Genomic DNA, 12,529 nt, shown 5'->3' on the forward strand with positions numbered 1-12,529 from the left:
ATTATGAACATCACACGATATGATCCCTGGCAGATGATGGACGATTGGCGTCGGGATACGGACTGGCCCCTTACACCACGCGAGCGGGATGATATATCCCATGTGGTTGGCGGGGACTGGATACCGGCAGTCGACATCAAGGAAGAGGATGATCGGTATGTACTGCATGCGGATATCCCGGGTGTGGCGCCGGAGGATATCGAAGTCACCATGGAAAATGGTGTTCTGAGTATCCGGGGCGAACGAAAATTCGAGAAGACGGAGGAGAAAGAGAACTACAAGCGTGTCGAACGCGCTCGCGGTGTCTTCTATCGCCGTTTTACACTCCCGGATCACACCGACCCGGAAGGCATTAAAGCCACCGGTAACAATGGTGTACTCGAGGTCATCATCCCCAAGATACCTGTTACATCGCCGAAGCGGATCGAGGTGAGCCACTAGGCGAACGGAAGGGCCGGCAACGGCCCTTCTGCTTTAAGAATCCCGTTTCCAGGCCAGCGCCTGTTGGTAGAGGGCGTTCTTTTTCTCACCGGTTATCTTCGCCGCCAGTGCAGCGGCCTGCTTTAACGGCAGTTCATCCAGCAGCACCTTGAGTACCTGTTCGGTTTCCACGGTCTTCTGATCAGACTGCTCTCTCCCTGCCCCCTGCACCAGGACAACAAACTCGCCCTTCTGCTGATTGGGATCTTCGGCGACGATTTCGATCAGCTCATCGAGTCTCCCGCGTAACAGGGTCTCATGCACCTTGGTCAACTCGCGGGCCACCACTGACTCCCGCGCTGCACCAAATACCTCGGCCATATCCTTGAGGGCGGAGAGTATCCTGTGGCTCGATTCATAGAACACCAGGGTGGCGCTCTCGGCGGCCAGATCCTGAAGCCAGCGTTGACGGGAGGCTGATTGCCGGGGCGGAAACCCGACAAAGAGGAAGCGGTCTGTGGGCAGACCCGCCACGGAGAGCGCGCATATCGCCGCGCTGACCCCAGGCACAGGCACTACCCGGATACCCATGCGACCCGCCTCCCTCACCAGCGGAAAACCGGGGTCACTGATCAGCGGCGTACCCGCATCTGAGACCAGCGCGAGAGATTGCCCCTCCTCCAGTTGTCGCAGCAATCGCCCCATCACCTCCCGTTCATTATGTTCGTGCAGGGCCACCATTTGAGTAGAAATGCCGTAGTGTCTGAGCAGGGGACGGGTGTGCCTTGTGTCCTCCGCCGCAATAAGATCCACCGTCTCCAATACCCTGACGGCACGCACAGAAAAATCTTCGAGATTGCCGATTGGGGTGGCAACAACGTAAAGTACGCCCTTTGACAACATAGATACCTAATTTAACAGGAGCTGACCGGATTCCCATCCTGCACACCCGGTCGAGACCATGCAAGTGATTCAACGTATTTCGCCGCTACTGCTGATCCTCTCCCTGCTGCTTCTGTTCCAGGGCTGCACCGCACCAGTCACAAAACCGGACGTCGAACCTGAAAAGGATGCGGTCATCCTGCGGCAGCAGGCCAATAGCCTCATCGAGGCTAAATCGTTTGCTGCGGCGGCTGTGCTGATCGAGTCACTGGCCCGCGACAGCCTCCCCCCCCGGCGGGAGGATCTGCTGTTGGAGGCGGCGGAAAACTGGGCCAAGGCGGGTAATTGGGAAAAGAGCGAATCCCTGACCAATGAGATCCGCAGCCCCGGCCGCGATGCGGAATTCATCCTGCGACTGCGTATGCTGCAGGCCGAAAGACTGTTGCAACTGGGCCAGGTCGATCAGGCACTGGATCTGATGCAACCTCCCCCTGGTCCCGAAAGCTCTCTCGGTTTGCGCCAGCGGTTTCACAAAAACGTTGCGGAGAGTTTTCGCCTCGTGGGTAATCTTCTGGAGAGTGCACGGGAGTTCGGCGAACTCGATATGTTATTGCTCGACCCCGAGCGCCGCCTGAAGAATCAGGCCATGCTGATCCAGACCCTCTCCGCCATGACCGATACTGCACTGGCACTGCTGCAGCCGGATCCCCCTGGCACCTTGGGCGGCTGGATGGACCTTGCCCGGATCGTCAAGAACCGTGGCGACGACCCGGCCGTTGTCGAGACACGACTGGATGCCTGGCGGGAGGAGTACCAAAACCACCCCGCCCTCCCGGCACTGCTTGTCGGCTATTTCGATCAAGACAAGTCTCTGCTTGAACAGGTCAGTCACATCGCAATACTTCTGCCCCGTACCGGTCCTTACGCCAAAGTGGCTGCCGCCGTGCGCGACGGGTTCATGGCGGCCTGGTATCAGCGGCCGGCCAATAACCGTCCTGAACTGCGTTTTTATGACAGCAGCGACCCCACTAAGATCATCGATATCTATCAACTGGCGATCGATCAAGGTGCAAAAATGGCGGTCGGACCGATCAGCAAGGCGGCGCTCAAGGCCCTGCTGCAAAAGGAAAACTTCGAGATTCCGTTGCTTGCCCTCAACCGTACAAACGGCGAGCCCCATCCATCCACAAACTTTTACCAGTTTGGCCTATCACCAGAGGATGAAGCTGAGCAGGTGGCCGAACGCGCCTGGCTCGATGGTCTCGGCAACGCCTTGGTACTGACGCCTACGGGAAGCTGGGGCGACCGGATCTATGAAAGTTTTCGGGAACGTTGGGAATCACTTGGCGGTCGGGCAGTCGAACAGCAGTCCTACATCGCCAAGGAGAACGATTTCTCCACCCCCATCCGCAAACTGCTCAATATCGATGAGAGCAATGCCCGCAAACAAGCAGTGCAACGGGTGCTGGGGGGTTCTCTGGAACACGAACCGAGGCGCCGGGCGGATGCCGACTTCATCTTCCTCGCCGCCCGCCCACAAAAGGCGAGACAGCTACGCCCTCAACTGCAGTTCCACCACGCGGGAGATCTGCCGGTCTATGCCACCTCCCACATCTACAGCGGCAAACAGGCGCAGGAGAAAGACAAGGATATCGGCAAGATCAAATTTGTCGACATTCCCTGGCTGCTGGAAGATGACCACCAGCAACCTCTGTCACGCAGCAGTCTGGCGAAGCTTCTGCCGGGGGTGGAAGCGCGTTATACCCGGCTCTACGCCATGGGCATTGACACCTTCAATCTGCTGCCCCACCTGCAACAGTTGAGCGATCAACCGGGACTCACACAGGACGGCAAAACCGGCAACCTCTACATCGATGCCTCAAACCGACTACACCGCCAGCTCGCATGGGCTGAAATGGCCAATGGCAAAGTCAGCATAAGCGGCTTCGCTCCCCGCATGGAGGTACCGGAAAACGCGCCATCCCCCAATCATCCAGTCCAGAACTTACCTGACGAATCCGCTAACACCACGGCAGACAACATGCCTCAAGAGACGACTGAGACATCCGTTACCCCAGGCGGGACCCCACAGAGGCCATGAGAAAGGCCAGCCATCTGTGCAAGGGCGATCTGGCGGAGACCCTTGCCTGCAGTCATTTGCAACAGACCGGGCTGCAACTTGTCGAGAAGAACTACCGCTGCAAGGGAGGAGAGATCGACCTCATCATGCGGGATGGGGAGAGTCTGGTATTTGTTGAGGTGCGATTTCGCAAGAGCAGCCGTTTTGGCTCGGCGGCCGAGTCGGTCACAGCAGGCAAACAACGCAAGTTGATCACTGCAGCCAGCCACTATCTGCAACGGCAACGCAACTCATGGCCCTGCCGCTTCGACGTGGTGGGCATCACCGGCGAACACGACCCCAACATTGAATGGATCAAGGACGCCTTCCAGAGCGCCTGATCTACAGGTAGTCTATAGAACCATGGAACTGAACGACCGAATCCAACAGATTTTTAACCAGAGCATCCAGACCAAGAGCGAGGCGTTGCCGCTGCTAGTCGATCCGATTGCCGGCGCCGCAGAGCTTATCGTGGCTCAGTTATTGGAGGGTGGCAAAATATTGAGCTGTGGTAACGGCGGCTCCGCCGGGGACGCGCAACACTTCTCATCCGAAATGCTCAACCGTTTCGAACGGGAACGCCCCGGCCTACCCGCCATCGCCCTGACCACCGACACATCGACCCTCACATCGATCGCCAACGACTACAGTTATGAACGGGTCTTCGCACGACAGATCGAGGCACTGGGTCAGCCTGGCGACCTGCTGCTTGCGATATCCACCAGCGGCAATTCAAACAACGTCTGTGCAGCCATCGACGCGGCCCACGAACGGGATATGGCTGTTATCGCCCTGACCGGCAAAGAAGGTGGGGAGGCAGCGAAACTCCTGGCGCCTGGCGATGTCGAAATTCGCGTACCGTCGGACTCAACCGCCCGCATCCAGGAAGTTCATCTACTGATTATACACTGCCTGTGTGATCTGGTGGACCAACAGCTATTGGGAAGTGAATAAAATGCAGCAATCAAAATCGATCATCCTCGCCATCGCTCTGCTCACCGGTTTGCTACTGCAAGGCTGTGCCGCTGTCATCGTCGGCGGCGCGGCCACCACAGCCAGCGTGGCCCATGATCGCCGCACGGCCGGTGTCATCGTGGAAGATCAGTCTATCGAATTGAAATCCATGGAACGGCTCGGCAGCGACACCACTCTCGACGAACACAGCAAAATCAGCATCACCAGCTATAACATGGTGGTGTTGCTCACCGGCCAGACCGAGACAGAGGCGATCCGTGCCCGGGCGGAGCAGATGGTAAAGGGTATCGAGCGTGTCCGCCGGGTGGTCAATGAACTGGAGATCGGTACTGCAGCCTCCATCGGGGAGCGGGCCCGCGACTCCGCCCTCACCACCGAGGTAAAATTCAAACTGACCGGGGTCGACCTGCCCGATTTCGATACCTTTCGGGTCAAGGTCGTCACGGAACGCGGCGTTGTCTTTCTGATGGGTATCCTCACCCAGGCCGAAGGCGATGCAGTGACCGATCTGGTCCGGCACATCAGCGGCGTTCGCCGGGTGGTGCGGGTCTTCGAGTACATCTAGATTGAACCCAGGTTGAAAACCTCATCACTGCGCAAGGCCCTGGCGGGGATCGTCGGCAACGACTCGGTACTCACCGACCCCGCCGACTGCCTGCCTTATGGCTATGACAACAGCCGCCTGCAGGCAATGCCGCAAGCGGTAGTCTTCGCCACCGAACACTCGCAGGTGGCGGCACTCGCCCGTTTCTGCCACGAGCAACGGATCAGCCTGGTTGCCAGAGGCACGGGGACCGGCACCACCGGCGCCAGCGTGCCCATCGAGGGCGGCGTCCTGCTCTCCCTGGAACGCATGAATCGTATCCTGGAGATCGATCCCGACAACCGCCTGGCCAGGGTGGAGCCAGGTGTTACCAATCAGATGCTGCAGACAGCACTGGCGGAAAAGGGTTTTTTCTGGCCTCCAGACCCAACCAGCGCATCGATCTGCACCATCGGCGGAAACCTTGCCTACAATTCCGCTGGTCCCCGGGCGGTAAAATATGGAACACCCCGCGAGAACACCCTCGGCCTCAGAGCCGTCCTCGGCAACGGTCAAACCATCCACACAGGCGTCAATACCACCAAGGGCGTGGTGGGTTACGACCTCACCCGCCTGCTGATCGGTTCCGAGGGTACGTTGGGTCTGATCACAGAAGCCACCCTCAAGCTGACTCCGCTGCCGGAGACCAAACGAACCCTGCAGGCCAGTTACAGGGATATTCACGCCGCCGCCCATGCGGTCTCGGCCATCATGGCGCAACCCGTCACCCCCTGTGCGCTGGAGTTCATGGACGGCGCAGCGCTGGCGATGGTACGGGATTTTTCGGATCTCGAACTCGATCCAGCGGTGGGTGCCCTGTTGATGATCGAGGTGGACGGTCCCGCACACAGCATTGAGAATGAGAGCGCCGCCATCTCAGAAGCGGCGTCTAATCCGGGGCTGCTGGAGATACACACTGCAGAGACAACAGAGGCCGTCGTTTCACTTTGGAAGACCCGCAAGGCGCTCTCACCGGCACTGCGCAATGTAGCGCCCAAAAAGATCAATGAGGATGTGGTGGTGCCCGTCTCGCGTATCCCCGATCTGATAGGCGGTCTGGAGAGACTCTCCGCTGACACCGGCATCACCATCATCAACTTCGGCCATGCCGGAAATGGCAATATCCATGTCAACCTGCTGTTGGATCCAGATGACCCTGAGCAGATGAGCCTTGGCGAGCAGTGCCTGAGCCGCCTTTTCGATCTGACCCTGAGCCTCGGCGGCACCCTCTCCGGTGAACATGGCATCGGTCTGGTCAAACAGCCCTATATCGATCGTGAGATCGATCCGGTTACCCTGGAACTGATGCGTTGTATCAAACGGCAGTTCGATCCCCGGAATATTCTCAATCCGGGAAAAGTGTTCCCCAGCACCGCTTAGTTTTGTGACCCGGGTTTCAAATTCTGGCCGTCCTGCCGACTCAATGTGAAGTAGTTCCTAAATATTTCTCTATCCCGCCGTAATCTGAAGTCACATGGAGAGGGATAAAACCAGGGAGTGGCCAATCAGACCCGGTGATGACTTCGCAGAGGCAACCAATATGAACAACCTGAGACAAAAATCCTTGAGCTTGGCCCTGTTGCTTGCGATTAGCACCGCCTCGACCTGCATTATCGCAGAAGAGCGGACCCTGACTGTCGATGAAGAGGGTTTCTGCACCAGTCTCAGAACGGTAGACACCTCAGCTCTGTCGAAACAGCTTCGTAACCTGCAGCAGAATCTGAAAAACCAGCAAATCGCACTTCAGCAACGTGTAGAGAAAGGCGCCTTTGGTGTCCTCGATGTCGCCATCACTATTCTTGCCCCTGGCGGCCTGGTCTACGCGGCGGTCAAGCAGCAGACCCATTTTCTGGCGAAAAATCAGCTCGCACAAGTCTCGACCGATGTGAATCAACTCTCTGTCGATCTGCTGAACTTCAACGAGGTCAACGGCAGCTATCAGGTAGCCGCGCTACGATAAGCCAAGCTGGAGTTGCCGGTTCCGCTACGCTTGAACCGGCCTACCCAAGTAATAAACCACCCCGTCACCGTTCTTCTCAGGATGTAGGCCGGTTCAAGCGTAGCGGATCAGGCATTCCGGTGAATCCAGGCAATAAAAAACCGGCTTGATGCCGGTTTTTTATTGCCTGTCAGTGGTTAAAGATCAATCAACCTGACGCCGCAGCGGGCACTGGGTGCGATCATACTCATCGCCCAAACCATCCCAGGCATAGTTCAAAGCGAACTGGATACGCGAGAAGAAATGGTCCGGCCCAATCTCTTCAAGCAGGTGAGTACTACGGATAGTATCCATAAACTGTTTCTTCATCCGCGCCACCAGAAATTCGATATTATTCGATTTCAGACGCTCGGCCAGATGCCGCAACACCTCTTCACCGGTGGAGTCGATCTGGTTGATGCCCTCACCATCGATGATGATGTAGCGCAGGTTGGGTTTACTCGCCACCAGCTCCAGCACCTTGTCCTCAAAATATCCGGCATTGGCAAAATAGAGCGAACCATCGAAACGCATTAGCTGAATATATTCACTGGTGGGCAGCGGATGCACGGAGATATCCCGCATGGTGCCATCGTGGTAACGGGAGAGCACTGCCACGCGCGGGCGCATGGAACGCACAATAAACAATGAAATGGAGAGTACTAGACCCACCAGAATACCGATCTCCAGATGCGGCGCCATATAAAGCGTGAGCAACATGGTGGCCACCGCCACGAACGCATCCTGCTTTTCAGCCTTCCAGGCATGGATGATCGGTTTAATCTTGATCAGATTGATAACCGCCAGAATGATGACTGCGGCCAGGGTCGCCTGGGGCAGATGATAGAGCAGCGGAGTCAGGAACAGCAACGTGATACCAACCACCAGACCCGTGACGACCGAGGAGAAACCGGTGATCGCCCCGTTATCAATATTGACTGCGGAACGGGAGAAGGAGCCGGAAACCGGATAGCCGGAGAAGAGGCCGGAGGTTATGTTACTCAGGCCCTGTCCGATCAGCTCCTGGTTGGCATCCAGCTTCTGGCGGGTACGGGCAGCCATCGCCTTGGCGATGGAGATCGCCTCCATGAAGCCGATCAGCGCAATGATCACCGCCGTAGTCATCAACTGCGTGGCTATGTCCCAATCGAAGCCGCTGGGTAAGGAGATGGGTGGCAGTCCAGCGGGGATGCTACCCACAACCTTGCCTCCCATATCGCTCTCGAAACCGAGCAACCAGGCCGCGACGGTAGTCACCACCACAGCCGCCAGCACGCTGGGGATCTTTGGCAAATATTTCTTCAGCCCGACCATAATGCCGATGGCCACCACGGCAAATGCCAGCGTCATCATGTGAGTATCATGCATGGCCGCAACAACCACGTTGTAGACTTTCTCATAGTGGTGGGGCGCACTCTCTGCGGTCACACCGAACAGCTTGCTCAACTGGGAGGTGGCAATGATGATGGCCCCGGCATTCGTGAAACCGACCACCACTGGGTGAGAGAGCAGATCGACCAGCACGCCAAGGCGCAGCAGACCGAGCGAGATTTGGAATACGCCGACGAATAGCGCCAGCAGCACCGCGTAGACCAGGAAACCCTCGGGATTGGCTGCGGCGATCGGTTCCAGTGCCGCCGCTGTCATCAGAGAGACCACTGCGACGGGTCCGGTAGCCAACTGTCGGGATGAGCCGAAGAAGGCCGCGACCATAGGCGGCAGAAAGGAGGCGTAAAGACCGTAATAGGCGGGCAAACCTGCCAGTTGGGCGTAGGCCATGGACTGAGGGACCAGTACCAGCGCGACAGTGATGCCCGCAAGAATATCGGCCTTCAGGACCTTACCGTCACGCAGTTCGCCGATCCATCCGAAAAACGGCAGGAAACATTGCCGTAAATAAGCGACTACGTCGTTTAGCCCAATCACTGTAACCCCCTGAGAAAAATAAAGTTAATCACCACTGCCTGGCTGTCGAAAGAGCAGAGGAATCCAGTGGTGAAGAATGCCCGACACCCTAGAATTCCAGCCGACAGACCCAGCGCCGCCCATCGATAATTTGGGCAGCAAATAAGTTTATACTAATTAACTACTTTTTACGAGGGCATACCGAAAGTAATGTAACGACTCAATAAATCTGCAGTAACATGCGCTAAAGTGATATAAAATCCTGTCGCTATGATAAAAGGCGATGAAGGCAGCATCTCGGCTATTGTTGCCCACAAAATGATGCCATTTAAGACACTAATAACTTCCAAGGGAGCAAGCACTGTGCGATTCCTGTTACCACTTCTACTCTTGATACTACCTGGGATAAGCCTTGCGTCCGGACGTGGCGAAAACCACCTGATTCTTACCGACCACTGGGTGGGTTATACGGCAATCGCCATCTTCGTGGTGGCCTATCTGCTGGTAATGGCGGAGGAGTTCACCCACCTGCGCAAATCAAAACCGGTGATTCTGGCTGCAGGCCTGATCTGGGCCATCGTCGCCTGGTACTATCAGCAACACGGCCTGCCTCACGCCGCTGAGGCGGCGGTACGCCACAACCTGCTCGAGTACGCTGAATTGATGCTGTTCCTGCTGGTGGCGATGACCTATATCAACGCCATGGACGAGCGCAATGTTTTTGAAAAACTGCGCTCCTGGCTGATAGCCAAAGGTTTCGGCTTTCGACAACTCTTCTGGATTACCGGCGGACTCGCCTTTTTCATATCCCCGATCGCCGACAATCTAACCACTGCCCTGCTGATGTGCGCTGTGGTACTGGCAGTTGGGGGCAGCAACAACAAGTTCGTACTGCTCGCCTGCATCAACATTGTGGTTGCAGCCAACGCCGGCGGCGCCTTCAGCCCCTTCGGCGACATCACCACCCTGATGGTATGGCAGAAGAACATCACAACTGCCCAGGGCACCGTCGACTTTTTCGAGTTCTTCAATCTCTTTATCCCCTCGGTGGTCAACTGGCTGGTACCTGCGGTTATCATGACCTTCGCCGTACCCAATGAAAAACCTGAAGGAGGCGGCGAAGACGCTGAAATGAAGCGTGGCGCCAAGCGCATCATCTTTCTGTTCCTGGCCACCATCATCACTGCAGTGAGTTTCCACAACTTCATCCACTTGCCACCCGTGATCGGCATGCTGACCGGCCTGGCCTACCTGCAGTTCTTCGGTTTCTATCTGAAGAAGACCTACCACAAAGAGCTGGCCACCAGTAACGGCGACGCCTCCACCGAGTTGGAGCACGACGAGCAGATGGGTGACCCTATCGCCTTCGACATCTTCAACAAAATCGCCCGGGCGGAGTGGGACACCCTGCTCTTCTTCTACGGCGTGGTGCTCTGTGTCGGCGGCCTGGGGTTCATCGGCTATCTGGCACTCGCCTCAGATGTCATGTACACCCAGTGGGGCATCACCATGGGCCTCAGCCCTGCCATGAGTGCCACTCCGGCCAATGTGGCCGTAGGTGTACTCTCCGCCATCATCGATAATATTCCTGTGATGTTCGCGGTACTCACCATGATGCCGGATATGTCCGAGGGTCAATGGCTGCTGGCAACCCTGACCGCAGGTGTTGGCGGCAGCATGCTCTCCATCGGCTCCGCCGCCGGTGTAGCGCTGATGGGTCAGGCCCGGGGCAAATACACCTTCTTTGGCCATATGAAATGGGCGCCGGTGATAGCCTTGGGCTACGTGGCCAGCATATTCACCCACATCTGGATCAACTCGCACCTCTTCTGACTCTGCCCCAAGGAACCTCTGAATAAGTCTGGGCCGTTCAGATTGTGAGATGAAATACGCGGATTTGAGGCGAGAATCGCACGTAATAGCCAGCTATTGCGAAGATTCTTAACGAAAAAGCCGTGTATTTCAGCCACAAGCTGTAGGTCCATGACTTGTTCAGAGGTTCCCTGAAGGCCCGCCAACAGGCGGGCCTTTTCCCTATCCCTTCCGCCCTGTGGAATTACCCATTCTCCGTGGTATAGTTGGCCCCACTCAGAATTCATGGCTTACCGGAATCCGAACAGTACCGCACCCTTTTGGGTCGGTTTCCGGCCAGGTCAAAACGATTGCATAGGGGAGTAATTCATGTCTAAGAAACACCCAATCGTAGCAGTTACCGGTTCTTCCGGCGCAGGCACCACCACAGTCAAGCGCGCCCTGGAACACATCTTCTTCCGCGACGGCTTCACCCCCGCCATAGTCGAGGGCGACAGCTTCCACCGCTACAATCGCGTCGAAATGCGCGAGAAGATGACCGGCGGCATGTCCCACTTCGGTCCCGAAGCAAACCGCTTCGACAAGATCGAAGAGCTGTTCAAGACCTACGGTGAAACCGGTTCCGGTCAGAAGCGCTACTACCTGCACTCCGAAGATGAGGCCACAGAACACAATGCCCGTCTTGGCGTGGACAAGAAACCTGGTGAGTTCACCCCCTGGGAGACGATTCCAGAGGGTACCGACCTGCTGTTTTACGAAGGCCTGCACGGCCTGGCGGTAAACGGTGAAGACGACGTCGCCCAGCACGTGGACCTGGGTGTGGGTGTAGTACCCATCGTCAACCTGGAGTGGATCCAGAAGATCTTCCGCGACAACGCCGAGCGTGGCTACAGTGAGGAGGCGATCGTCGATACCATCATGCGGCGCATGCCCGACTACATCAACCACATCACCCCGCAGTTCTCACGCACCGACATCAACTTCCAGCGCGTGCCGACTGTAGATACCTCCAACCCTTTCATTGCACGTGATATCCCAACACCCGACGAGAGTTTCGTGGTCATCCGTTTCAAGGATGTTGGCAAGTTTGGCACCGACTTCCCTTACCTGCTCAACATGATCGACAGCTCTTTCATGTCACGCCGTAACTCGATCGTTGTGCCTGGTGGCAAGATGGGCTTCGCCATGGAGATCATCCTGCAGCCCATCATCGAAAACATGATGGATGCGCGTTAGGTTTAGCACCTGCCTTCAAAAAAACCGCGGCGGCCTGACGGTCGCCGCGGTTTTTTTTGGCCGTCAATGGCTCTTCCTGCAGCTAATCGTACTCCCGGTCTTTCCAGTTTCGTAGCGCGGTAAAGACCGCTTCATCTCCAGTGAGTTTTTTACCGGCATAACGCTCAGCAGCGTTTATCACATCCCTCACACCTGTTCGCAGGAAAGGGTTGACAGCCAGTTCGGTGACCCGGCAATTGCAGGCAGTGTCGGCCTGCCTAACTCCCGACTGGTAGCGCTCTCTGCCAACCAGCGCAATTGATCGCCTCGTTCTCCGGCTCCACCCAGACGGCGGCGAAAACCCAGGTTATCCAGCGTGTACTCATGGGCGCAGTAGGCCTGCGGTCTCGGCAGGCAAGCCAACAAAAACGCACCAGCGATGCGGCCAGTGCCTCAGCCGTGCCATCAAAGCCCTCCCACATCCGGCGAAGAGCGTAACCATACTAAACTGGGGCGTTTTCACGAGATGAGGAGACTGTGACGGCGACATGGCTTGCGGTGCGTCAGCGCACCCTGAACCTCGTCATCGTAACGGGTAGTTCAGTCTTGAATCGCCCTCGGTTAGCAATACGTAACTGGC

General features: G+C 56.8%; 13 protein-coding genes. 9 read left to right on the forward strand and 4 right to left on the reverse strand.

The window, feature by feature from the left end; all coding sequences use genetic code 11:
• Positions 1-3: 3 nt before the first annotated feature.
• A complete protein-coding gene (locus tag G9Q73_RS04470; RefSeq protein ID WP_177418729.1) occupies positions 4-441 on the forward strand; it encodes an Hsp20/alpha crystallin family protein in 438 nt (145 codons plus the stop codon).
• Between the two features lie 33 nt (positions 442-474).
• Here G9Q73_RS04470 and rsmI read toward each other — a convergent pair whose 3' ends face one another.
• Complete coding sequence (gene rsmI / locus G9Q73_RS04475) at positions 475-1,320, reverse strand: 16S rRNA (cytidine(1402)-2'-O)-methyltransferase (RefSeq protein ID WP_439654685.1); 846 nt, start codon at positions 1,318-1,320, stop codon at positions 475-477.
• A gap of 61 nt (positions 1,321-1,381) precedes the next feature.
• Here rsmI and G9Q73_RS04480 point away from each other — a divergent pair, with 61 nt between their 5' ends.
• The 6 genes from G9Q73_RS04480 (at position 1,382) to G9Q73_RS04505 (ending at position 6,939) form a co-directional block, all read left to right on the forward strand.
• On the forward strand, positions 1,382-3,403 hold the full coding sequence (locus G9Q73_RS04480) for a penicillin-binding protein activator (RefSeq protein ID WP_177418731.1): 2,022 nt from the start codon (positions 1,382-1,384) through the stop codon (positions 3,401-3,403).
• Entirely contained in the window at positions 3,400-3,762 is a 363-nt protein-coding gene (locus G9Q73_RS04485; RefSeq protein ID WP_177418732.1) for a YraN family protein, read from the forward strand. Before G9Q73_RS04480 ends, G9Q73_RS04485 begins: the two co-directional genes overlap by 4 nt.
• A gap of 22 nt (positions 3,763-3,784) precedes the next feature.
• Positions 3,785-4,375, forward strand: coding sequence for a phosphoheptose isomerase (locus G9Q73_RS04490; RefSeq protein ID WP_177418733.1), 591 nt, complete (start codon positions 3,785-3,787; stop codon positions 4,373-4,375).
• Between the two features lies 1 nt (position 4,376).
• Positions 4,377-4,961 carry a BON domain-containing protein gene (locus tag G9Q73_RS04495; protein WP_177418734.1) on the forward strand — a complete coding sequence of 195 codons (585 nt, stop codon included), beginning with the start codon at positions 4,377-4,379 and terminating at the stop codon, positions 4,959-4,961.
• Between the two features lie 12 nt (positions 4,962-4,973).
• The gene (locus tag G9Q73_RS04500) at positions 4,974-6,359 is read left to right on the forward strand and encodes an FAD-binding oxidoreductase (protein ID WP_246345009.1); all 1,386 of its coding nucleotides are present in this window, start codon (positions 4,974-4,976) and stop codon (positions 6,357-6,359) included.
• A 94-nt stretch (positions 6,360-6,453) separates the two neighbouring features.
• Entirely contained in the window at positions 6,454-6,939 is a 486-nt protein-coding gene (locus G9Q73_RS04505) for a hypothetical protein (protein WP_177418735.1), read from the forward strand.
• A gap of 183 nt (positions 6,940-7,122) precedes the next feature.
• Here the strand turns inward: G9Q73_RS04505 and G9Q73_RS04510 are convergent, their stop codons facing one another.
• Positions 7,123-8,883 (reverse strand): SulP family inorganic anion transporter, encoded by a 1,761-nt coding sequence (locus G9Q73_RS04510; RefSeq protein WP_369408831.1) that lies wholly within the window; start codon positions 8,881-8,883, stop codon positions 7,123-7,125.
• Positions 8,884-9,225: 342 nt separating this feature from the next.
• On the opposite strand from G9Q73_RS04510, the gene nhaD reads away from it, so the two are divergent.
• Positions 9,226-10,695 (forward strand): sodium:proton antiporter NhaD, encoded by a 1,470-nt coding sequence (nhaD, locus tag G9Q73_RS04515; RefSeq protein ID WP_439654686.1) that lies wholly within the window; start codon positions 9,226-9,228, stop codon positions 10,693-10,695.
• Between the two features lie 348 nt (positions 10,696-11,043).
• Positions 11,044-11,910, forward strand: a complete 867-nt coding sequence (locus tag G9Q73_RS04520) for a phosphoribulokinase (RefSeq protein WP_177418736.1) — start codon at positions 11,044-11,046, stop codon at positions 11,908-11,910.
• Between the two features lie 82 nt (positions 11,911-11,992).
• Here the strand turns inward: G9Q73_RS04520 and G9Q73_RS19425 are convergent, their stop codons facing one another.
• Complete coding sequence (locus G9Q73_RS19425; protein WP_369408832.1) at positions 11,993-12,091, reverse strand: hypothetical protein; 99 nt, start codon at positions 12,089-12,091, stop codon at positions 11,993-11,995.
• 5 nt (positions 12,092-12,096) lie between these two features.
• Complete coding sequence (locus G9Q73_RS19430; protein WP_246345011.1) at positions 12,097-12,312, reverse strand: hypothetical protein; 216 nt, start codon at positions 12,310-12,312, stop codon at positions 12,097-12,099.
• Positions 12,313-12,529: the final 217 nt, after the last annotated feature.

It is taken from the genome of endosymbiont of Lamellibrachia barhami, assembly GCF_011947365.2.
GTDB lineage: Bacteria > Pseudomonadota > Gammaproteobacteria > Chromatiales > Chromatiaceae > QGON01.